Origin of the sequence: Gordonia malaquae (assembly GCF_037148075.1) — a bacterium.
Classification (GTDB): domain Bacteria; phylum Actinomycetota; class Actinomycetes; order Mycobacteriales; family Mycobacteriaceae; genus Gordonia; species Gordonia malaquae.
Window position 1 is genome coordinate 952,891 of record NZ_JBBCUB010000001.1, and the last position, 22,615, is coordinate 975,505.

20 protein-coding genes and 1 pseudogene are annotated in these 22,615 nt (G+C 66.5%); 11 read left to right on the forward strand and 10 right to left on the reverse strand.

The annotated features are described in order from the left end of the window. Positions 1-38 precede the first annotated feature (38 nt). A complete protein-coding gene (gene holA, locus WFK36_RS04715; protein ID WP_336790124.1) occupies positions 39-998 on the forward strand; it encodes a DNA polymerase III subunit delta in 960 nt (319 codons plus the stop codon). A gap of 106 nt (positions 999-1,104) precedes the next feature. On the opposite strand, the gene rpsT is transcribed toward holA, so the two are convergent. Further along, entirely contained in the window at positions 1,105-1,365 is a 261-nt protein-coding gene (rpsT, locus tag WFK36_RS04720) for a 30S ribosomal protein S20 (protein WP_008381072.1), read from the reverse strand. Between the two features lie 181 nt (positions 1,366-1,546). Here rpsT and WFK36_RS04725 point away from each other — a divergent pair, with 181 nt between their 5' ends. After that, on the forward strand, positions 1,547-2,635 hold the full coding sequence (locus tag WFK36_RS04725; protein ID WP_336790127.1) for a sulfotransferase family protein: 1,089 nt from the start codon (positions 1,547-1,549) through the stop codon (positions 2,633-2,635). 17 nt (positions 2,636-2,652) lie between these two features. On the opposite strand, the gene WFK36_RS04730 is transcribed toward WFK36_RS04725, so the two are convergent. Further along, positions 2,653-3,051 carry a type II toxin-antitoxin system PemK/MazF family toxin gene (locus WFK36_RS04730; protein ID WP_336790129.1) on the reverse strand — a complete coding sequence of 133 codons (399 nt, stop codon included), beginning with the start codon at positions 3,049-3,051 and terminating at the stop codon, positions 2,653-2,655. Next, positions 3,048-3,716: an alpha/beta hydrolase family protein gene (locus WFK36_RS04735; RefSeq protein WP_336790131.1), complete on the reverse strand. Its 669-nt coding sequence runs from the start codon at positions 3,714-3,716 to the stop codon at positions 3,048-3,050. Before WFK36_RS04735 ends, WFK36_RS04730 begins: the two co-directional genes overlap by 4 nt. Positions 3,717-3,751: 35 nt before the next feature. Between WFK36_RS04735 and WFK36_RS04740 the strand changes: the two genes are divergently transcribed. From WFK36_RS04740 to WFK36_RS04755, 4 genes are all read left to right on the forward strand, one after another. Then, positions 3,752-4,492 (forward strand): DUF3592 domain-containing protein, encoded by a 741-nt coding sequence (locus WFK36_RS04740; RefSeq protein ID WP_336790133.1) that lies wholly within the window; start codon positions 3,752-3,754, stop codon positions 4,490-4,492. 53 nt (positions 4,493-4,545) lie between these two features. Beyond that, entirely contained in the window at positions 4,546-6,453 is a 1,908-nt protein-coding gene (gene lepA, locus WFK36_RS04745) for a translation elongation factor 4 (RefSeq protein WP_336790964.1), read from the forward strand. A 27-nt stretch (positions 6,454-6,480) separates the two neighbouring features. After that, on the forward strand, positions 6,481-8,523 hold the full coding sequence (locus WFK36_RS04750; RefSeq protein ID WP_336790135.1) for a M3 family metallopeptidase: 2,043 nt from the start codon (positions 6,481-6,483) through the stop codon (positions 8,521-8,523). A 95-nt stretch (positions 8,524-8,618) separates the two neighbouring features. After that, positions 8,619-8,819 carry a hypothetical protein gene (locus tag WFK36_RS04755; RefSeq protein WP_008381058.1) on the forward strand — a complete coding sequence of 67 codons (201 nt, stop codon included), beginning with the start codon at positions 8,619-8,621 and terminating at the stop codon, positions 8,817-8,819. Between the two features lie 70 nt (positions 8,820-8,889). Here WFK36_RS04755 and WFK36_RS04760 read toward each other — a convergent pair whose 3' ends face one another. The 7 genes and pseudogenes from WFK36_RS04760 to amiA all read right to left on the reverse strand — a co-directional run bounded on the left by WFK36_RS04760 (position 8,890) and on the right by amiA (position 16,535). After that, positions 8,890-10,437 carry an ABC transporter ATP-binding protein gene (locus WFK36_RS04760; RefSeq protein ID WP_336790139.1) on the reverse strand — a complete coding sequence of 516 codons (1,548 nt, stop codon included), beginning with the start codon at positions 10,435-10,437 and terminating at the stop codon, positions 8,890-8,892. A 116-nt stretch (positions 10,438-10,553) separates the two neighbouring features. Then, a pseudogene (locus tag WFK36_RS04770) lies at positions 10,554-12,187 on the reverse strand (ATP-binding cassette domain-containing protein). Next, positions 12,184-12,999, reverse strand: coding sequence for a nitroreductase family protein (locus tag WFK36_RS04775; protein WP_336790145.1), 816 nt, complete (start codon positions 12,997-12,999; stop codon positions 12,184-12,186). The pseudogene WFK36_RS04770 and the gene WFK36_RS04775 overlap by 4 nt, the downstream one beginning before the upstream one ends. A gap of 188 nt (positions 13,000-13,187) precedes the next feature. Further along, entirely contained in the window at positions 13,188-14,579 is a 1,392-nt protein-coding gene (locus WFK36_RS04780; RefSeq protein WP_336790147.1) for a YcaO-like family protein, read from the reverse strand. After that, positions 14,576-15,550, reverse strand: coding sequence for a CocE/NonD family hydrolase (locus tag WFK36_RS04785; protein WP_336790149.1), 975 nt, complete (start codon positions 15,548-15,550; stop codon positions 14,576-14,578). The genes WFK36_RS04780 and WFK36_RS04785 overlap by 4 nt, the downstream gene beginning before the upstream one ends. After that, the gene (locus tag WFK36_RS04790) at positions 15,547-16,284 is read right to left on the reverse strand and encodes a hypothetical protein (RefSeq protein ID WP_336790151.1); all 738 of its coding nucleotides are present in this window, start codon (positions 16,282-16,284) and stop codon (positions 15,547-15,549) included. Before WFK36_RS04790 ends, WFK36_RS04785 begins: the two co-directional genes overlap by 4 nt. Positions 16,285-16,436: 152 nt before the next feature. Then, positions 16,437-16,535 carry a streptamidine family RiPP gene (gene amiA / locus WFK36_RS04795; RefSeq protein ID WP_336790152.1) on the reverse strand — a complete coding sequence of 33 codons (99 nt, stop codon included), beginning with the start codon at positions 16,533-16,535 and terminating at the stop codon, positions 16,437-16,439. A gap of 111 nt (positions 16,536-16,646) precedes the next feature. Between amiA and WFK36_RS04800 the strand changes: the two genes are divergently transcribed. The 5 genes from WFK36_RS04800 to WFK36_RS04820 all read left to right on the forward strand — a co-directional run bounded on the left by WFK36_RS04800 (position 16,647) and on the right by WFK36_RS04820 (position 22,503). Then, positions 16,647-17,837, forward strand: a complete 1,191-nt coding sequence (locus tag WFK36_RS04800; protein ID WP_336790154.1) for a hypothetical protein — start codon at positions 16,647-16,649, stop codon at positions 17,835-17,837. A 221-nt stretch (positions 17,838-18,058) separates the two neighbouring features. Beyond that, the gene (locus tag WFK36_RS04805) at positions 18,059-19,573 is read left to right on the forward strand and encodes a prolyl oligopeptidase family serine peptidase (protein ID WP_336790156.1); all 1,515 of its coding nucleotides are present in this window, start codon (positions 18,059-18,061) and stop codon (positions 19,571-19,573) included. Next, entirely contained in the window at positions 19,557-20,666 is a 1,110-nt protein-coding gene (locus WFK36_RS04810; RefSeq protein WP_336790158.1) for a FecCD family ABC transporter permease, read from the forward strand. The genes WFK36_RS04805 and WFK36_RS04810 overlap by 17 nt, the downstream gene beginning before the upstream one ends. Further along, positions 20,663-21,490 (forward strand): ABC transporter ATP-binding protein, encoded by an 828-nt coding sequence (locus WFK36_RS04815; protein WP_336790160.1) that lies wholly within the window; start codon positions 20,663-20,665, stop codon positions 21,488-21,490. Before WFK36_RS04810 ends, WFK36_RS04815 begins: the two co-directional genes overlap by 4 nt. Positions 21,491-21,684: 194 nt before the next feature. Then, on the forward strand, positions 21,685-22,503 hold the full coding sequence (locus WFK36_RS04820) for an ABC transporter substrate-binding protein (protein ID WP_336790162.1): 819 nt from the start codon (positions 21,685-21,687) through the stop codon (positions 22,501-22,503). The last annotated feature ends 112 nt before the right edge of the window (positions 22,504-22,615 follow it).

The window sequence follows — 22,615 nt, forward strand, 5'->3', positions numbered from 1 at the left end:
GCTGGCCGGTGTTGTCGGACGTCTGGAAGGATGGACCCGTGAGCGACCGCCTGTTCCTCCTCCTCGGAGACGACGACTTCCTGACTGGTCGCGTGATCTCGCGCATCACAGCTGAACGCCGCCGCGAAGCCGGAGTCGACGTGCCAGTGACTCGAGTTCGGGCGGGCGAGGTGACGGCGCCGGAACTGGCTGAACTCCTCAGCCCCTCCCTGTTCGCGGATGAGCGCGTCGTGGTCGTCGAGGCGGCCGACGCCGCGGGTAAGGAGCCTGCGGGACTCATCGCGGCGACTGCGACCTCGGTGCCCGAAGGGATCACCATGGTGATCGTCCACTCCGGCGGCGGCAGGCAGAAGTCGATGGTCGGTCTGTTGCAGAAGGCGGGCGCCCAAGAGTTCGCGTGTGTCGCGCCCAAATGGCCGAACGAGCGGGCCGACTTCGTGCGCTCGGAGTTTCGTGAGATCGGTGTCCGAGTAAGCCCGGAAGTAGTCGAACTCGTGACCGACACGGTCGGCTCGGATCTCCGCGAACTGTCGGCGGCTTGCCATCAACTGGCGGCCGACACCGGCGGCAAGGTGGACGCGAACGCCGTCCGTACCTACTACACCGGCCGCGCCGAGGTGACCGGCTTCGAAGTGGCGGACAAGGCCGTCACCGGCGACCTCGCCGGAGCCATGGAATCGCTCGCCTGGGCACAGCACCGGGGGACTGCTCGGGTGCTGCTCGCCGACGCACTCGCCGAAGCAGTGTTCGGCATCGCCCGCGTCCGATCGATGGGCGGTGCCGACAAGTTCTCCGTCGCATCGGAACTGGGCATGCCGCCTGGACGCGTCGGCAAGCTGCAGGGGCAGGCCCGCGCATGGGACTCGGCGTCGATCGGAAAGGCGATGCTCGTCGTCGCGCAGCTCAACGGGGACGTGAAAGGCCAAGCGGCGGACATGGACTACGCCCTCGAACACGCCGTCTCCACCGTCGCGCAGCTCCGTCCGCGCCGACGCTGACACGCGAAAACCCCGGTGGTCGCGTGGACACCACCGGGGTTCTTGCAGAACTGTTCAGAAATGGTGCGGACGAAGTCCGCGGGGGCGGGCGTCAGCCCGCGGCGCGTCAGATCTTGTTGACAGCGAGAGCCATGGCCGACTTCTTGTTGGCGGCCTGGTTCTTGTGGATGACACCCTTGGTGACAGCCTTGTCGAGCTGCTGGCTGGTGCTGACGAGCAGCTCGGCCGACTTGTCCTTGTCGCCCGAGGCGACGGTCTCGCGGAAGTTGCGGAGGGCGGTGCGTAGAGCCGACTTGATCGACTGGTTGCGCTGACGGCGCGCCTCGTTGGTCTTGTTCCGCTTGATCTGCGACTTGATGTTTGCCACGCGATTATCCTTCTCGTCGTAACTCCGCGACCGGGTCGGTCGTCCGTTTCTAGTTTCGGGCAGCGCTCAGCGACCGCAGGACGATCGGCTTCAAGCGCAACAGCAGACGACTTTACCAGCGCGGCGGTAAGCACCCAAATCGTGAGTGCACGGGGCCGTGACCAGTACGGTCGTGGTCATCATGTCTACAGTCTTCATTCACGTCGGACTGCCCAAGACCGGCACAACACATCTCCAGGGTCGCCTCTGGCGGAACCGCGACCACGCGATGACCCAGGGGCTCCTCTATCCCGGCAAGTGGATCGACGATCACTTCCACGCGGCGACTCACCTCCAACCGGAGCGATACCTCGACTGGGCGGCGCCCGAGCACACGGACAAATGGCCCGCGATGATCGCGCAGATGCGCTCGTGGGGCGGGCGCTCCGTCGTCTCCCACGAACTCTTCGCGAACGCCGGACCGGAACACATCGCTCGACTCGTCGACGACCTGTCGTTCGCCGACGTCCACGTGATCCTCACCGTGCGCGACCTCGGCCGTCAGGTTCCGTCCGTCTGGCAGGAGAACGTCAAGAATCAGCGGCGAGCGACGCTGGACGAATTCGTCGAGTCGATCGGCCGACCGGACGGCGACGAGCCGTTCTGGGAGTTCCAGGACCATGTGCGGATCGCGGCCGACTGGGCGGCAGTCGTCGGCCCGGACCGCGTCCACATCGTGACGGTTCCGGCGAAGGGGGCGTCCACGCCGGGTGACGGGCTGTGGGAACGCTTCCTCGCCGTGCTTGCCGTCGACCCTGCGTTGCTGCCGGAACAGGCCGCGAGTGACAACAGTTCACTCTCCGCGGCGCAGACGGAGTTCCTGCGGAACCTCAACACGCGCCTGCAGCCGGAGGACGTCGAATGGCACAGGTACGAACGCCTGGTCAAGAACGTTCTGATCGGTGAAGTGATGTTCGCGGTAGACGGTGGCGCACCCATCGGTCTCACGTCTGATCAGCAGGAGTGGGCTGCTGCGAAATCGGACGAGATGGTGCAACAGATCCTCGACGCGGGCTATCCGGTGTACGGCGCCGTCGAGGATCTTCGTGTGGCGGTCGGTGGCGACGCGGCAGCGTCGGTGAGTCGGGACGAGGCATTCGACGCTGCTCTCGACGCGATCGCCCAGTGGGTGAAGGCCTCGACGATCGTGGAGCCGCCCGTCCGCCTCAAGACGCGGGTGGGGAACGGGGTGCGGGCCGCCCGTCGCCGAGTCCACGCGCTGCGGCGTTAGGAGAGGGCCGGGCCGTTCTACGTCCAGCCGAACCGTTCGCGGAGGACGTCGGCGACCGCGTCGAATCGGTTCGGTTCGCAGACCGCGCCCTCCCGGCGAATCCCGTTCTCCTCGACCGTGAGCACCCGGTCGAGGCGAACGAAGCTCTCACGCCGGTCGGCGTCCCACGACCCGGTGCCGATCGACTGCCAGTCGGAGTCGCCCCGGTGATAGTCCTTGCTCGACAGCATGAGGCCCAGCAGGTGGTCGCCGTCCCGCCCGACCACCAGGACCGGGCGGTCCTTGCCCTGTTGCGGGTCCTCCTCGAACGGCACCCACGTCCACACGATCTCTCCCGGATCCGCGGCGCCGTCGAGGTCCGGTGCGTATGCGATGGTCCGTGCGAACTCCGCGGTCGGGCGGCCGTGGCCGCTCATCGCCCGGCTCCGAACGTGATCGCGGCAGGCAGCAGCCATTCGTCGGCGGCCGCTGCCGTCGCCGGACCCACGCCGCTCCGATCCGGTTTGAGGCTGTGGTCGGCCTTCTCGATCTCCAGAAGGCGGACGGGGCCGCCGAACAAGGTGATCGCGTCCGCGAACTCGTCCGACGTCCCGAACGCGTCGCTGCGTCCATGGACGATCAGGGTCGGCGCGACGATCTGGGGGAGATGCTCGGTGCGAGCCTTCTCCGGCTTGCCCGGCGGATGCAGCGGGTATGAGGTGAGCAGGAGACCGTCGCAGATCCGCGGGTCCTCGGCGGCCACCATCGATGCCTGCCGACCCCCGTACGACTGCCCGCCGATGATCAGCGGGCCGGCGGATGATTCGCGCAGCACGTCGACGGCAGCGCGGATCCCCTCGCGGTCCGCTCCCGACCGGGCCGGAGACGGCGGGCCCTTGGGGCGCTGCTGCCGATACGGGAGATCGATCCGCGCTACCACCAAGCCGCGGGCGACCAGCGCCTCGCTGAGCACCTGGAGCAGTGCCGACGACCGATTGCTGCCCGCTCCGTGCGCGAGAATCACCGTCCCGCGGGGCCTCTCCGGTGCGATGATGTCTGCGCGGACGCCGTTCGCGTCGATGTGCGACGCACTGTGCTCCATGCCGCAGAGCCTATCGCCGTCATAGAGGGGGTGCCGTGACTTCTCCGTCCGACGACTTCGATCGGGCCGCCGCCGTCCGGCAGGCGCGTCGCCTCGGCCCGCAGGGCGTCATCGGGATCGTGTTCACCCTGGTGGGTGTTCCCCTGTTGGTCGCCGGAGCCGTGTGGGCGAGTCTCGTCGCGCCGACGTATCTGTCGTCGGCGAGCACTCGCGGAACTGTCGTCGACAGCGTCGCCTATGGCACCGGCGGCGACCGCAGTCATCGGATCACCGTCGCCTACACGGTCGACGGTCGCGACTATCGGTATACCCCGACCGGCTCGCAGGACCCGGCTCCGTCGGTGGGCGACACCGTGACCGTGCACTATGAGCCCGATGACCCGGGCAAGGCGAGGTTGGGCGGCGCCGCCGGTGTCGTCGAGTGGGTCGGCCCGGGCGTCCTGCTGCTCCTCGGAGTGGTCTTCGGAGGCCTCGGGATCGGCTTCAGCGTATGGAAGTGGCGTCGGCGCAAGCGTGACCTGGCGATCGTCGACACGGGAGACCGCCTCGCGGCCGCGGTCGAGTCGGTGCACACCGAACGCGTCAGCGACAGCGAGGGCGGTTCGAAGACTGTGTGGAGTCTGGTCGTGCGACACGACGACCCGCTCACCGGTGCCACCTACCGCTTCACCCACCGGTATTCGGGGGTGCCCGGGGTGACGCCTCCGCCGGGCACGCCGGTGACTGTCTTCGCAGACCGAGTCGACCGCGGGAAGTATGTGATCGCGATCTGGTGACGGCACGGCGAATCGCGGCTCGGGCCGCTGTCGTGGGAGACTGGAGCGAACCCCTGTCGTCGGCCGCCTCTGGCAGGCCCGAGTCCGGCCGACGATCACGCCAAGGAGCAGTAGAGATTTCCACGTTCGCTGATACGACGTTCACCGATCCCGCGAAGATCCGCAACTTCTGCATCATCGCGCACATCGACCACGGCAAGTCGACGCTCGCCGACCGGATGCTGCAGCTCACGGGTGTCGTCGAGGAGCGTGCCATGCGCGCCCAGTACCTCGACCGCATGGACATCGAGCGTGAGCGCGGCATCACGATCAAAGCGCAGAACGTCCGACTGCCGTGGAAGAAGGACGACGAGGACTACGTCCTCCACCTGATCGACACGCCGGGTCACGTCGACTTCACCTATGAGGTGTCGCGCGCATTGGAGGCCTGTGAGGGCGCGGTGCTGCTCGTCGACGCCGCGCAGGGCATCGAGGCGCAGACGCTCGCGAACCTGTACCTCGCAATGGACAACGATCTGACGATCATCCCGGTCCTGAACAAGATCGATCTGCCTGCCGCCGACCCGGACCGCTACGCGGCCGAGATCGCCCACATCATCGGCTGTGAACCCGACGACGTGCTGCGAGTCTCCGGCAAGACCGGTGAGGGCGTCGGTGCGCTCATCGACGAAGTGATCCGCCAGGTCCCGGCACCGGTCGGCGACGCCGACGCACCGGCCCGCGCCATGATCTTCGACTCGGTCTACGACACGTACCGCGGCGTCGTCACCTACGTCCGCGTGGTGGACGGCAAGATCGCGCCCCGCGAGAAGATCGCCATGATGTCGACGGGCGCGCAGCACGAACTGCTCGAGGTCGGCATCGTCTCACCAGAGCCCAAGGCCACCAAGGGACTCGGCGTCGGTGAGGTCGGCTACCTGATCACCGGTGTGAAGGACGTTCGACAGTCGAAGGTCGGCGACACCGTCACCAGCGCGCGCAACGGTGCCACCGAAGCGCTCACCGGCTACCGCGAACCCCGCCCGATGGTCTACTCGGGCCTGTACCCGGTGGACGGCTCGGACTACCCGGTGCTCCGCGAAGCGCTCGAGAAGCTGCAGCTCAACGATGCTGCACTCACCTTCGAGCCGGAGACGTCCGTAGCCCTCGGCTTCGGTTTCCGCTGCGGCTTCCTCGGACTCCTGCACATGGAGATCACACGTGAGCGGCTCGAGCGCGAGTTCGGCCTCAACCTGATCTCGACGGCCCCCAACGTGGTCTATCGCGTGGTGATGGACGACGGCAGCGAGCAGATCGTCACCAACCCGTCCGACTGGCCGCAGGGAAAGACCCGCAGCATCTTCGAGCCCGTGGTCAAGACGACGGTGATCGCGCCGAGCGAGTTCATCGGTTCGATCATGGAACTGTGCCAGTCGCGACGCGGTGAGCTCGGCGGCATGGACTATCTGTCCGAGACCCGTGTCGAGATGCGCTACACCCTCCCGATGGCCGAGATCATCTTCGACTTCTTCGACGCACTCAAATCACGTACCCGCGGCTATGCCAGCCTCGACTACGAAGAGGCGGGCGAGCAGGAGGCGGACCTGGTCAAGGTCGACATCCTGCTGCAGGGTGAGGCCGTGGACGCGTTCAGTGCGATCGTCCACAAAGACTCGGCGTACGCCTACGGCAACAAGATGACCAACAAGCTGAAGGAACTGATCCCGAGGCAGCAGTTCGAGGTGCCGATCCAGGCCGCCATCGGCTCGAAGGTCATCGCCCGCGAGAACATCCGCGCGATCCGCAAGGACGTCCTCGCCAAGTGCTACGGCGGCGACATCAGTCGTAAGCGCAAGCTCCTCGAGAAGCAGAAGGAGGGCAAGAAGCGCATGAAGACGATCGGCCGCGTGGAAGTGCCCCAGGAGGCGTTCGTCGCCGCGCTCTCGACCGACGAGGCCGGCGACAAGGCGAAGGGCAAGTAACGGTTCGCCCTGTGGCACCCTGGTCGCATGGCTCTCGACTCGACCAATCCGGTGCTCGCGGCGTCTGACCTTCCGTACGGGCTTCCCGACTTCGCCGCCATCTCGGACGACGACTTCCTGCCGGCGTACGACATCGCGCTCGCCGAACACCTCGCCGAGGTCGACGCCATCGCGTCGAACTCCGAACCGGCGACCTTCGCGAACACGATCGAGGCGCTGGAGAACTCGGGGCGTGCACTGGCACGGGCCAATGGGATCTTCTTCAACCTCGAAGGTCCGGACAGCAACCCGCAGCGAGCGCAGATCGCTCAGACTCTCGCGGTACGGCTCACCGAGCACAGCAACACGATCGCGATGAACTCGGCGTTGTTCGCGCGGATCGACGAGGTCCACGCCGCGCGCGAGACGTCCGGGCTCACCGGACCGCAGCGCAGACTGACCGAGCAGCGGTACCGCGCGGTCGTTCGGGCAGGTGCCGCGCTCGACGACGACGGGCAGGCGCAGATGCGCGAGTGGTCGTCGCGGCTGGCGGCCCTGACCACCGACTTCGGTCAGCGTCTCCTCGACGACACGAACGCTTCCGCAGTGCTGTTCGACGACGTCGCCGACCTCGACGGGCTGTCGGCCGGGGAGATCGCCGCGGCGAGGCGGGCCGCAGCGGACGCCGGACACGACGACGGCTGGCTCGTGACTCTGGAACTGCCGACAAGCCAGGGCAGTGTGGCGAAACTGACCGCACCGAAGTCTCGTCGACGTGTGTTCGAGGCCTCGGTCAACCGCTGCTCACACGGCGGCGACCACGACACCCGCGCCATGGTCCTCGAGATCGTCGACCTGCGTGCGCGTCGCGCCAGACTGCTCGGTTACGCGACCCACGCCGACTTCGTGATCGCCGAGGAGACCGCACCCGACTCGCAGACCGTCGCCGAGCTGCTCTCGAACCTTGGCGCCGCAGCCATGGCAGCGGCGGAGAGCGAACTGGCCGGCCTCCGACGACGGTTCGACGGATCATTCGGCCCCGCCGACGTCACGTTCGCCCTCGCCCAGAACACCGGAACCGGCGACGCGCCGAGCGTCGACGAGTTCGAGCAGTACTGCGAACTCGAGGCGGTGCTCGTCGACGGGGTGTTCGCGGCGGCGCACGCGTTGTACGGGCTGACCCTCACCGAACGTCCGGACCTGCGCGGATACCATCCCGACGTCCGGGTGTGGGAGGTCTCGCGCGACGGCGACGGGGTCGGTCTGTTCCTCGGGGACTTCTTCGCACGCCCGTCCAAACGAGGCGGCGCGTGGATGAACAACATCGTGGATCAGTCGCGAACCCTCGGGACGTCGCCGATGGTCGTCAACGTCTCCAATCTGACCAAGCCGGAGGCAGGCGAGAAGTGCCTGCTGACGTTCGACCAACTGATCACCGTGTTCCACGAATTCGGTCATGCGATTCACGGACTGCTGTCCGACGTCGACTACGTCTCGCAGTCGGGGACCTCGGTGCCGCGCGACTTCGTCGAGTTCCCGTCGCAGGTCAACGAGATGTGGGCGTTGCACCCCGACGTCGTCGCCGGATACGCCAGGCATCACAGCACCGGCGAGCCCGCACCCGCGGCACTGCTCGACGCGGTCCGTGCCTCGACTGCCACCGAGACGGCGCACTCGACCGTCGAATACCTGGCGGCGGCCGCACTCGACCTCGCCTGGCACCGCCTCGGCCCGGACGACGTGCCCACCGACGTGCTCGCGTTCGAAGCGCGGGCCCTCGCCGAGGTCGGTCTCGCGTCGGACCTGATCCCGCCGCGCTACCGGACCGCATACTTCAACCACGTGTTCGGCGGAGGCTACTCGTCCGCGTACTACTCGTACATCTGGTCGGAGGTGCTCGACGCCGAGACCGAGCTGTGGTTCCTCGCCGGTGGGGGACTGCAACGTGAACTCGGCCGGCGGTTCGCCGATGCAGTGTTGTCGAAGGGCGACAGCGAGGACCCTGTCCGTGCGCACGCCTCGATGCTCGGACGTGCAGCGCAGATCACACCGCTCCTGGCGCGCCGTGGGCTGGTCGGAGTCGGCGAGTAGAGTTCACAGGTGGAGCGTTCGACGCTCCGAGGCGTCGCTGCTCGCGTGCGGTGACGGGACGATTCAGCAGTGGTGAGACGAGGTGACCGGCCGGCGTGGACAGTGTTCTGTCGTGGTGGGACTCGGTGGAGGAGTGGCTCACCGGTCTGCCGTTCGTTCCACAGCTGCTGGTGACGCTTGTCGTCGTCATCCCGCTCGCGACGGTCATCGCCCTCGCAGTCAACTTCCTCGTCAGACGCCTCGTCGCACTGGTCAGCAGGCGCGATGTCGGTGACGATCACGGATTGGGTATCTGAGTCATGTTCCGTTCCAAAGTGACGCTCGCACTGGTCGCGCTCATTCTTCTCGTGATCCTGGCCTGGTTCCTCACCCGTTGACCTTCTCTTGCGCGGGGATGTCGACGACCCGATCGAGGCGCGCGAGCGTCTCGTGGCGGTGTGACGCGATCACCACTGTGCCTGGGAACGCCGCCAGGACGTCGGAGATGATCCGTTCGGTCTCCTGATCGAGGCTGGCCGTCACCTCGTCGACCAGCAGAATCTTCGGCTCGCGGATCAGCGCCCGCGCAAGAGCGAGCCTCGCGCGTTGCCCTCCGGACAGCCGCAGCCCTGCCTGACCGAGTTCGTCGTCGAGTTCGACACGGCCGATCATTCCGACCCGGCGCAACGCATCGAGCAGTGCGGAGTCTGGACGACAGTGGGTGCCACGGAGCATGTTGTCTCGGACAGTGCCGCCGAACATCGTCGAGTCCTGATCGACCAAGGCGATGATTCGGCGCAGGTCCGACTCTGACACCGCGTCGAGCGGCGTCTCGCCGGTGGCGCCGACCAGCGTAATTCGGCCCGCGGTAGGCAGATGGAGTCTGCCTGCGAGTGAGAGCACGGTGCTCTTTCCTGATCCCGACGGTCCCGCTACGCCTACGTGCTCGCCTGGTTCGACACTCCACTGCCAGTCGGTCAGGACGGGGTGTCGTCCAGTGTGTGCGAAGTGGACTCGATCGAACCGCAGTCCGAGTGCACCCGGCGGTGCGATCTGGCCGGTCGTAGGGGAAGCGACTGGGCTCTGAACGCTGACTGCGCGGGACACTCGCCTCGCGTCCGCGGTCAGCGGATGCAGTCTTGAAATCGTCGTCGCTGCGTCGGAAGCCGCGGATACGCCTGCAAGCGCTAGCGCTGCGAGCGGTGGAAGCGAGCCCGCAGACAGAGTCGGTCCGTCGACGCCTTCGAGCACACCTGCCGCCCATGACGCGACGCCGACAACCCCGACGGTGACTGCGGACACTATGACGTCGCGGACTGCTTCTCCGCGTTCGTGCGCCGCCTTCGACCGGCGGTGAATCGACGAGGACTCCCTTGTGATCGTCGATGAGGCCTCGACCACGTTGGCGGTCAGTCCGTACGACAGTATTTCGCGCAGTGCGCCGAGCGAGTCGACGATCTGTATCGACAGCCGCTCCCGAGCGTCGTTCTGCACCGCGCCGAGTCGCCGCGTGGTTCGGTTCCACGCCAGTGACGCACTGAGGACCAGAACGCCGCCGACCGCGACGAGGACTCCGGCCGCGGGCAGTATGACGGTGGTGAGGCAGACACTCCCAGCGAACACGACTCCGGCCGCTCCGATCTGGGCGACTGTGTGGGCATAGAAGAACTCGAGGCGTTCTATCCCATCCATCGTCACGGAGGCCGCTCGCCCGGAGTGTTCCCGCTGTGAAACGGCGGGACCGTGCGCGTAGGCGTCGAACACTGCGCTCCGCAGTCGGGCCAGCACTCGGTACGCGAGAGCATGTGACATGTCCATCTCACGCCAGGTGAGCACAGAACGGAGGGCGACGAGTCCGACTACGGTCGTCCACCACCATGCGGACGGCAGAGCGCGATCGACTACAGCGTGACCGACACCCGCGGCAGTCGTCACAGTGAGGGCCACGAGGGCACTTGCGCTTGTGGTCGCGACTACCCAACTCCATGCCATTCCACGCCACTGCGGTCGAAGATGTGGAATGAGTGCCGAGAATGCTCGCACCGCCGAGTTCATGCAGCCACCTCTATCAGCTGTCCGTTCTCGAGGCGATGGACGTCCATTGTCTGGGTGAGCGCCTCGAGTCGGTGCGTCACCATCACCACGATTCGATCGCGAGCGACTCGACCCAAGGTCTCAAGCACCGCGGCGGCGTGCTCGGCGTCCAGCGCGCTGGTCGGTTCGTCAACGAGGAGGACCGGGCGTTCGGTCAGCAGTGCACGAGCAAGGGCGACACGCTGGCGTTGGCCGCCCGACAGACCCTCTCCGCCTTCGCCGAGCACAGTCTCCAAGCCGTTCGGGAGTGCATCGAGGTCGGCTAGCACTCCGGCAGCGAGGCACGCACCGCGTATGTCGGCCCGGCCGGCGTCTTCCCGAACCGCCGTCAGGTTGGCTCGGACCGTGCCTGCGAACAAGACGGGGTGCTGGGAGACGACTGCGACATCTCGTGGATCGACCGTGCGGCCGTCCACCTCGATGACGCCCGACGCTGGCTTGAGGAATCCGAGATGAGGTCGAGCAGAGTCGACTTCCCGGCTCCTGACTCGCCGACAATAGCGCAGATCCTCCCGATCCTGGCGATGAGCGAGACGCCGTCGAGAACGGTTGAGTCCGACTCCGGGTACTGAAAGGTCACTCCGTCGATGCGAAGCTCGTCCGCGTTCGACGACGGTAGCGCCTCCTCGGGATTGACGCCGACCTCTGTGAACGCACCGACGGCAGCGAGACCTGGAACAGCGGAGACTCCGAGGAAGCCCGAGTGCCAGTGTCGAGACAGGTCCCGTATCGGACGGAATGCTTCGGAGGACAACATCAAGACCAGATAGACGTTCGTCGCGGGGGCGTCTCCGCGTGCAGCGTCGATGATCGCGACGGAGGCCGCTGCGACCAGGCCCGCCTGCACCGCCAGATCCGTCACTCCGGTCTCTGCGAGCGAGACGCGCATGCTGCGCTCGGTCGCTCGCCTCAGAGATTCCGACCGGTCGCGAATCCGTCGTCGGGTGGCGTCGACGTCGCCGAGCGCACGGATCGTGGTCATCCCTCTCAGCGCCTCCAACAGGTCGGCGCTGAGTGCCCCGTAGCTGTCCCAATGATCGCGCCCGCGGGGTGCGGAGAGGCGCTTCCAGGCCCGCGGACCCGTCAACGCGACGACGATTCCGACCGCGACGGCTCCGGCAGCGGCCGGAGATGAACAAAGCAATGCGACGACGAGCGCCGGACACACCACTATCACCTGTACGACCGAGGGCACGTAGTCGGCCACATACGCGTCGGTGCCGTCCACCCCATCGGTGAGTGTCGCTCGCAGGCGGCCGTCCCTGAGCGACGGGTCGTGAAGATTCTCGGGGCGCAGAGCCGCCCGCAATGCACGGCTCCTCATCGACAGCCTCACGAGTCCGCCCAGGGTCGACGCCGACGACACCTGAGCTGACGAGAACCAGGCTCGAACTGCGACGACGCCTGCGACGGTTGCGAGCGCAACGAGGCAGGTGTCTGAGTCGCCGTGGACGGCGGCGGCCATGGCGACAGCGATCAAGACCGCCTGCGCCACATGAGTCGCAGAGACCGCGGTGAGGAGGACGATGCTGGAGACGAGTGGGCGCGGGTGCCTGAGCGCTTCCCGCCAGAGTTCACGGACGATCATCATGAGCCGTTCCTTTCGCTGCGGGCGCGGAGCATCGCCAACGCGTGAACGGTCCACACGTCGCCCCGCGCGGGAATGCCGGAAACCGGTCGGCACCACCAGCGGCCGGTCAGACAGCTCCGGTACAGAGTCGACGCTGCGTCGCGGTGGACTCGCCACAAGTGTTCGAGCAACGCGTCGGGCTCGCCGAGCGTGACCGTCCAGGTGAGCACGCGGTCAGCGCCTGATACCCATTCCTGCCGCGACAAGGTGGCGAGGGACGAAGCGGCGGGACACGTCGACCGATTCCGTTGGAACTCGGGCAGCGCAGCGGAACGGCGAACCGAAAGTGCACGCGCCCTCTCTGTCCGGATTCGCCAACCAGCGGGGAGTTCGACGGCCGCCAGCGGGATCTCCGGAGCGAGCCCACGATCGAGCCACCATCGGGTGTTGGACGCGAGCGGTACAGCGAGCGAATCGCGAAGTTCTCGAGACGGTCCGACGTGAAGTCGAACTGCAGTCCCAAGGAGGAATTCGACAGCGGCCACTGCGTACGCCGTGTCGGCGATCCACAGAGGCCAGGCGCGATGTCGGTAACGAGCGAACGTACGGCCGGGGGCGACGGTGAACACGATCTGGCTACCACCGTCCGTACCGCACACTGTGCCAGGTCGGCGGAAGAGTCTGCCGGTTGCCGTGTCGACCACGTACCGACCGCCTTCGAGCCCCGTCTGATCATCGGCTCCGACCAGGAGGTGGGTGTGGACCGGGTACGCGGCCCCTGCGGACGGCACGGGGCGGCGGCGAATCGTGGACTCGCGTCCGTCCGTCAACATGTGCGGTCCTCCATCCCGCCACAGACCGTCGATCAGTTCGCGAATCCGAGGAGGGGGGACGACCGAGGTGGACGTTCGTGACCACGGATTCGCTCGCGGGCCGGGCGGGAGAGGTGGACCGGGCACCTCAGTGCTCCAAGCTCTGGCCAGCGTCGACGGAACGGTCTGGACGCCGGCGGGCGTTGTGGTCACATGTGGGGCGGCGGGACGAGTGTGAACTCGCCCGGCTGCCCGTTGAAGGAATCTCTCCAGGCGCGATCCTGCGCGACCTCTGCGAACCGAGGCATGCCGAAGTACCCGAACGCAGCGGGCGCGTTGGGGACGAGCCCGGTGACGAATGTTCGAACCACTCGCAGCGATGTGCGGCGGACGTCGCTGGTGGTCATGTCGCGGGTGATCACACGATGGCCTCCAGCCCGGAGACGATCGTAGACATCGTCGATGGCCACAGCTTCGATGTCGTCGACCGACACCTCGCCGAGAGCCGGCTCGGTGAAACGCCGGGCCTCGACGTGCACTCGCGGATCGAGCCAAACCTGAACGTGTGCGCCGAGGTCGACGACCTTCGAATACTGCGGTCCGGCCTCGTCGAGGTATCGCCCGTCCTGGCGAAACGGCAGTTGCAGCCCTTTCGCCATCAATCCCTTGCTGACGGCGCGGAACACCCAGCCCTCTTCCGAGGTGCAGCCCTGCGTGTACACCCACGTGTGGACTGCCTCCAGGACAGCTTTTCGGGCGGCTCGGACGGGATCGAGTGCTGCCGAGAATCCTGCAGCGTACATGTCTCTGCTGGCGTCGTAGACCAGTGCCGCGATCGCGGGAGCGAACTCCGACGGCATCAGGACAAGGTGCACTCGAAGTGACGATCCGCCGATGTCGGCGGCGAGACCCGGCACGCTGTCGGTCCGGATGCCGACGGTCGGTCCGTCCAGGTGCCACCAAGTCTCAAGGGCATCTCTTTCGATCACTTCGAGGATTCCGCGGTCCCGAGCGTCCTCTGTGCCCTGTCCCGTGGCGATTCCTGCGTAGTTCAAGTGGTGAGTGCGCGGCAGATGGCGGAATCGGGATTGTCTCCAGTTGAGATGCATGAGTGACGCGGGCATCCAGACGTGATCTCCGTGGAGTTCGGCACTGCGCGTCCAGAGTGTCGGAGTGTCATCGAGTAACGGCACATAAGGAAAGCCCGCCCGCTGGTACTGCCAGTCTGCGAATCGCGGCAAGTCGCTCAGGTCGATCGACGCCTGCTCGGATCGGGCCAGGTCTGAGCGTGAGCCGACGACGAAGTCTCGCCCAAGGCTCGCAGGGAGCCAGTTGCCGCAGTACCTCTCGACGCCTTCCGCGATCGCGGCGATCCGGGCGGTGGCGTGATCGCCGAAGGACGTCCCCAGAGAGACACGGTCGGCCGGCCATTCGCCGAGCAGACGGGCGTCGGACACCGACGCGGTGACGCCGACGTACGACGACGGCGCCCCTTGGGGATGAGGCACGGCGCGGACGGAGCGGATCAACCCGCATTCGGCATCGACAAGGGCGTCGACGGGTAGGACGGTCGACGGCGATTCGGCGTTTTGAATCGTCACGATGTGATCCTTTCGTGAATCCACGTGCGCACAGCGGGATCGAAGATGGATGAGGTTCGATGCAGCGGACTCAGCGGCGAGGTCCACTGCGCGGGCCTTCCGGGAAGGCCGTGAACGTTCAGCCACGGGTCGATGACGGCGGCGAGCCCGCCTGCTGAACGAACTTGTTCGTGCAGGCCCGGCGCACTGTCGGCAGTGAGCCCGTGGCCCCACGGGCCACTCGCGAGGTGGCTCGGACCGCTCGGCCACGTCTGTGCGAGGCGCTTGGCGTCGTGGTCGAAGAAGTCGTTATCACCGGAGATGGTGAGCAGTGGGGCGTGGACGTGTCGGTACCGAACTGCGGGGTCGACCCGCGGTGCGGACCAGATCCGCCGCCATGCCCGAGAGGTGTGCGCCGGCCATCCCCACGCTCGAGCTGCAGCGTCGACCCCCAGTTCAGTGACTTCCCTGGTCCGGAGAGTGAGGTCACGATCGCTGAGGCCGTCGTGAGTTGTGCGCGCGACTCCGTGGCGGTGCCACCATCCCACTCGGTGTCGGATCTGGAGAGTTCCGGCTCCGTCGACGGTGGTCTCGGCGGGTCCGAGTACCGGGACGGCTACGATCACGGCCGCAACCTGTGCATGTGCGGCGCGGGCCGCTTCGAGGGCGGTGTGTGCTGCATATGACGCTCCGTAGAGGACTATCGGAAGCTGAGGGCGACGACGGGCCACCTCGTCGACGGTGTCGCCGCCGTCGGCGGACTCGTTCCGGTACGGCTCCCAAGTCCCGTCGGACGAATAACGCCCGCGGACATCCTGGATCAGGCATGTGTATCCGCGCGCGGCCCACGCACGTCCGATCGCATCGTGGCGCTTCGCGGCGTACGGGGTGCGAATGAGCGCGACAGCGGTCGAGTTCGGGGGTTCCCAGACCCGAGAACGCAATACTGTCCGATCGGAGACGGTGATCTCCTCCACGTGTGGCGCGATCATTCGCGGGGAACCGTTGTGACGCCCTCAGCGGGTTCCGGGTACCCGAGAATCGGATGCTCGCTGACCCGGCCGGTGCACGACACGAACTTCCACAGTGTGACGCTGAACAGCTCGAGATCGGGGGAACGCTGTGCCCACGCGAGGCTAACCGTAAGCACGCGTGCTGTTGTCAGCGCGCGCCCGACCCGAATGGCCGGCGCGGGCGTCGGAACGTCGGTCCGGGCATACGCCTCGGCGCGGATCGGGTCTGGTGCGGCCGCAATTCGGCGTCGAAGAACGTGGTGGGCGGTCGGGTCCTCCGGAGTGAACGCCACCGGGTCGACGAACCACACCGCATCCTCCCGGTAGGCGCGGATCCATCCGACTCCCCGTTCGGGAAGCCGATCGAGTTCGGCCCAGCAGGCCCGCTCTTGTCGGGTCGCTGCGACCGAGATGACGAGAGAGGCACCGGGTGGGATGTGGGAGACCTCGGTGCCGCGCTCGACGCGAACTGAGAGTTCACGGAGCGCTGTGGCGACGTCGTCGGCGAGTTCATCGTCGCCGAGTACAACGACGTCGCGTCGCGCTGTGGGCCACCGCTCCTCGGCGTCTGCGATCTCCCGTGCATGAACCTCGTCACGCAGACGATCGACATAGCCGCCTGGTTCTCCGTGGTCTGACAGATCGGAGATCAACGATGCCGGTGGGTCGACCAGAGCGTGCAGATCGCCTCGTGCGGTTCGGAGTGTGGACAACCCTTGTACCGGGTCGACGAAGACGATGGCGCCGGTCGCGGACAGCCGTGCGGAAGTGGAGGTGATGATCGTGCCTCTCGTGCTCGGGCCCGGGCGAAGGTGGGGGCTTCGCCCGGGCCGACGCTCACAATTCGATCGTGAGCAGTGTCGAATCAGTCGAACGGGTTCTCGACGAGGGCGTTCGAGTGGGTTGCGGACAGATGTGCGAGCTGCTCGGGCTCTTCGATCTCGGCGATGAGCTTGGCGTCCATGGGATTTCCTTCCGGTTGAAGTCCGCGCCGACGTCGTAGGCGCGGGCCGTGGTGACTCGGCCTGTCATACGCTACTTGATAATGAGAACCATTATCAATAGCCTTCGAGGCGTGAAATCTTCAGGACTGGTAGTGGCGGACCACCGAGCCGCCGCGTTGTATCAGGTGACTGGGAACGTCGCCGCCCGGATCGACACCGGTACACCGGCCGAACATGCAGGAGTCCTGACGTTGCCAGCAGGCGACGGATGGGCGTTCGCAGACGACTTGCGAGGTGAACTCGTCGTGCATGGCGACGGTCGGCGGCACGCGATTCCCATTGCGATACCCGCGGAGCACATCGCGTGCGATCCCAGTGGCCGCTACGTCGCGGTGACAACCGGCACAGGAGCCGATCCCGAACCGTGGAGCGATCTCGTCACCGTCGTCGACCTACGCTCGGACGAGGTCGCTCGGGTTCGATGCCGGACGGGCGAGCCCGGGGTGACGATCGTGCCGGACCAATCCACCGGACGCCTGCACGTGGTGCTCCGACACCGTGCGCCGGGTGCGGTTGAGGCGATTCCGCTCGACGACATCTTGGGGGCGGGCCCTCACGTACCGGTCGTGCGAGGTGCGATCATCGACGACATCGCTCACGACGGACACGGCGACGTCGTAGACCCTCGAAGCGGACTGATCGGCGTCGCCACAGGTCGAGGTCTTGAGCGATTTGTTGTCGAACGCGGGGTCCCGCGTGCCATCGGACTGGTCGAATGGCCGGTTCCCGGGCGGTCGTACTATCTCCGGTCAGACTCTGAAGATGGGGTCGCGCTGGGCGTGGTGCGGGGCGGACCGCCCGATCCGTCGTCATGGATCGACTGGACGAATCATCTGGTAGCAGTCGATCTCCAGAATGGCGGGATCGACGTGCTCTCGCTCCCGGGCGGCATGGCGTTCCGTTTCGGAGAAGGTGGGCGGCGAGCGGCTGTCGCCACAATTCACCCTGACGGCGACACGCTCACGTCCGTCCGACGCGACAGTGCAGGCTTCTGTACAGCCGAAACACTCGATCTTCCACCTCTGTCGAATCCGCCGACCCCCGGTCGGGTGCCCTGGGACGTGTCCGGCGCAGGACCTGCTCAACGACGGTCGGTCGCAGTGGACCCGACCGGGACCTGGATTGCCGTGACGCGCGGCGGCGACGGCGAGATTCACTTGATCGACGACAGAACGATGACAACTGTCAGTGTGCCGACCGATCTCGACGAAGGCGGACAAGTGTTCTGGCCGGGCGGCCGATCAGATCTGATCGGCCGGTGAACATGACAGTTCCCGGCATGAGTCGATCGACCGGCGTGCTGGAGGCTGCCCTCGCCCGTTGGGAGCATTTCGGGCGCCCTGGGCTTCCAGACGGCGGGTTCCATGTCAGTCGACTTCCAGGTCAGTCGTGTCGTGGCCTGTACCGAAACGGTTCGAATCGCCCGGTATACCGCCCGGACGGGCACATCCTGTCCTGGTCGCCGGCACCCGGTGGTCGTCACGTGGCGATTCAGACGGCGCCCCGAGCGGACGAGGACGGGACATTGGTCGTCGTCGACACCATTCTCGGCGTCACCGCCGCGTTCGACGACGTCCACTGCCGATACGACCCGATGTGTTGGGACGGTCCGACGCTTCTCACGCTCGCCGCACGCGGCAGACTCTCGACGACGGTCGATGTGACAACCGGGACGATTCGAGAAGAGGCTCTGCCGGACGGGCGATGGCGGCACTTCACCGGTGGGCCGAACGGGTTGTCGACGCGGAGCCGGCCTGGCGGGCGCACTCAGATCGTTCGGACGGACGGTCGTGTCGTCGTAGCAGAAGCCGAGGCGGTCCGCCGCGTTGCGCCGTTCGCCGAACTCGTAATCGTGCAGGACGGCTCCGGGCTGCGAGCAATCGACCCTTCGTCGGGCGGCCGCCGATGGGAGTGGCACGACCCGGACGTCAACGACCTCGTGTTCGCGGCGTCCGAGAGCCACGTGCTCGTTGCTGGAACACGGCGGGGACGAAGTGTGCTCATCGAACTTCACCACGGGAAGCCTCTCCGCGAGGTCCACCCCGCAGACGAACGCGGATCGCTCCGCGTCGGTGGGGTCTCGTTCGACGAATCCAGGTTCCACGTGTTGATCGAGTCGCCGACGAGACCCCCGGAACTGGTCGGCTTCGACGAGCTCCCGTGCGGAAGTCCTGATCCCGACCCGGCGGACGGTGCCGTGACCAGGTGGATCTCGATCACGGCGGATGATGACGTCGAACTGTCGGTCGCAGTGACGGCTCCGGTCGGGGTCACTGGACCGCGTCCGACGATCCTGACCGTCTACGGAGGCTTCGGGGTGTCCGCACTCCCGGACTTCGAACCGACCGTGCCGACATGGCTCGAGAGCGGCGGCACTCACGCGGTCGCGCAGGTCCGGGGCGGTGGCGAGCACGGCCGCGGCTGGCGGATCGCAGGCTACGGGCGGCACAAGCGCAGGGCGGTCGACGACCTCGCGTGCATTGCGAGAGGTCTCGTGGCGAAAGGCGTCACGCGTCCGGAACTGCTCGTCATCGCAGGAGCGTCTCACGGAGGGGTGCTCGCCGCGGCGTGCGGACTCGGGGCCCCGGGCATCTGTGCTGGAGTCGTGTCGACGGCTGCTCCGTTGGACCTCACGTCGCTCGACGCTCATCCGCTCGGGTCGCACTGGCGGGCGGAGTTCGGCGCAGACGGTGAGGACGACGATTCTTTGCGGTCCCTCTCGCCGTTGCACCGTGCACGGAGTCTCACGTCGCCTGATGGGGTGCCGAAGTTCCTCGGGATCGTGCTCGGGGACGACTCCAGAGTCGCCGAATGCGACACGGTCCGCACTGTGGAGGCGATCCGTGCGGTTGGAGCCGATGCACGAGTGTGGATCTGCGCGGACGCGGGGCACGGACACAATCACCTGGATGTTGCGCACCGGCTCGGCCTCGCGGTACTTGAGTTCGCGGCCTATGCCATCGGTGGGCGGAGGCCGAACGATGATGCAGCCGAATAGGCGCCGCAGCGCTGAGCTTCCGGGACGCGCCGATCCGTTGCGGACGACTCCGCGAACCTCTTCGTCGCTCATCACAGCTGTACTCGTAGTTGCGCTTCCCCTCGTCGTCGTGACATCGGCGAGCATCGGGACGATCGATGTCTCCTTCGTAGAGGCCGCCAAGATCATCATCGGTCATCTCGTACCGGGCATGCCCTGGATGTCGGACGGTTCGCTGACCTCTGTTCAGGACGACGCGGTGTGGCGATTCCGTCTGCCACGAACACTGCTCGCGATTCTGACGGGCGCGGCCCTCGCGCTCGCCGGGTCGTTGATGCAGGCAGTGGTTCATAATCCGTTGGCCGAGCCCTACGTGCTCGGAGTGTCGGCCGGTGCCGGGGTGGGCGCGGTGTCGTTCATCGTCCTCGGACTGGGCGTCGGTGGGCCAGGCATCAGTATCGCGGCCTTCGTCGGGGCGCTTGTCGCGACTGCCGCCGTGTACATGCTTGCGGGCAAGTCCGGACGGATCGCGCCGGCTCGGCTGATTCTCGCAGGTGTTGCGCTCGGGTCGTTCCTGGGCGCGATCACCAGTTATCTGACGGTGTCCACCGACGCGCAGAACGTGTATTCGATCATGTTCTTCTTGCTCGGCTCGGTGTCGGCGGCGACGATGGACCAACTCGTCGCTCCCACGGTGGCACTGGTCGTCGTCGGTCTGCTCGCTGCTTTCCGGGCGCGGGCGCTCAACGCGCTCCTGGTCGGCGATGAAGCCGCTGCGAGCCTCGGGGTCGACGTCGATCGGCTGCGGCGGGTCGTCCTGGTCTCAGCAGCGTTGCTCACAGGTGCCGTCGTCGCGGTGTCGGGCGGCATCGGCTTCGTCGGTCTGGTCGTGCCCCATGTGTCACGAATCGTCATCGGGTCCGATCACCGGAGAATGCTCCCAGCTGCAGTGCTCGCGGGCGCAGTCTTCCTCGCATTGTGCGACCTGGCTGCCAGGACGGTTGCACAGCCGACCGAGGTTCCGCTCGGAGTGTTGACTGCGATCGTCGGCGCGCCCTTCTTTCTGTGGTTGCTTCGGCGTGACGGTGCCGATGCGGTGGGGTTGGACCGGTGAAGATCGAGGTAGAAGGCGTCACGGTGCGCCGCGGGCGGCGCACCGTGATCGACGGTGCCGGGATGACGGTGGCCTCAGGCTCAGTCGTCGGCCTGCTCGGGCCGAACGGGAGCGGCAAATCGACGCTGTTGCGGGTGATCTCGGGGCTCATTCGCGCTGACGCGGGACGAGTGCGCCTTGACGGCACTGATCTGTCAGACCTGACGCGCAAGGAGACCGCGATGCGGATCGCGGTGATGGCACAGGAGAGCCCTGGAGAATTCGACATGTCGGCACTCGACCTGGTTCTGCTCGGCAGGCTCCCTCACGGCCGCGGTTTCGGGCGTGATTCGGCGAAGGACGTGGATGTCGCCTGGAGAGCACTCGAACAGGTCCGGTCCGGGGACCTGGCTGCGCGTCAGGTTGCGACCCTGTCGGGCGGCGAACGCCAGCGAGTCCTCCTTGCGCGGGCTCTCGCCCAAGACACGCCGCTGCTTGTTCTCGACGAACCGACCAACCACCTCGACGTCGCACACCGACTCGAACTACTGGATCTCGTGAGGTCGAGCGGAAGGACCGTGCTCATGGCCCTGCACGATCTAGACCTTGTGGGCTCGGTCTGCGACGAAGTCGCGGTGCTCGTCGAGGGACGAGTGTCACGCCAGGGGAGCCCGGCAGACGTCCTCGACCCGGAGCTCTTCCGCTCCGCGTTCGAGGTTCACGCGACACCGATCGACCACCCCGTCACCGGCCGACGTCACCACGTGTTCGACGCGTCCATCCGTGACCCGAACCGAACCACCCGCCCGCAAGCGGCGGGACAGAAAGGAAACACGCTCTCATGAGACAGATCAGCTCACCTGCGACAACTCGAACGGCGGCAGCAGCAGTCCTCAGTGCGACAGCGGCGGTCTTGGTGGCCTGCGGTGGGCAGGTGACCTCGGACGCGCATGACTCGTCGAGCGGAGAGACCGTGAGAATCACCAACTGCGGTCGGGAACTCGTCTTCCCCAAGGCACCGAAGCGAGTCGTAGGTTTGATGCCCACGCAAACCGATCTGCTGGTCAGGCTCGGTGCGGCGGATGAGTTGGTCGGCCAAGCGCAGACGGCAGTGTCCACCCTCCCGATCGATATTGCCGACCAGGTGCGAGGCGTTCCGGTTCTCAGTGAGGACTCCCCACCCGCTCGTGAGAGTCTGCTCGCAGTGCAGCCTGACCTTGTCGTCTCGCCGACGACCTACGAGTTCACCGCCTCGCAGGGCTTCGCCGATCTCGATCAGCTGGCCAGGAGCGGCGCTGCCGCGTATGTCGCGACCGGTGGCTGCGCAGATCGCCGGAACGTAGCGCAAGTCTCTGATGTGCTCACTGACATTCGGAATCTCGGCGAGATCCTCGGTCATCGCGAAACTGCCGTACGGTTGTCCGACGAGGCGGAACGACGCCTAGCGGCGGTGACTGCCGCGATTGAGGGCCGACCCAGACCGACCGTCGCGCAGGTCTACGTCGAAGGAAACAGCCTCAGCGCCATCGGTGCGGGTGTCGAGGCCGACATCATCAAGCGAGCGGGTGGCTCCAACGTTTTCGATCCTGATTCAGACGAGTTCTCGAGCTTCTTCGCCGCGCAGATCAACCCCGAAGAGATCGTCAGTCGTGCACCCGAGGTGATCGTCTTCGGAGTCACCGATCGGGCACATGAACAGCAGACAAGAAACTACCTGGCACGGACTTTTCCTGACGTTCCCGCAGTGCGCCACGGTCGGGTGATCGCACTTTCCGAGAGTGATCTGCACCCGGGTACGCTCGGCAACATCGCCGCAGTGGAGGCCGTTGCGAGAGGCCTCCATCCGAATGCGTTCTGACCGACACCGGTACCGGCCACCAGCCGGAACGGGTTTCGATCATCCTGATTGAAACGGATTCGGTGCCATCGGAGCGGTTCAATCGGTCGGAGTGAAACGGCGGGTGCGCCGT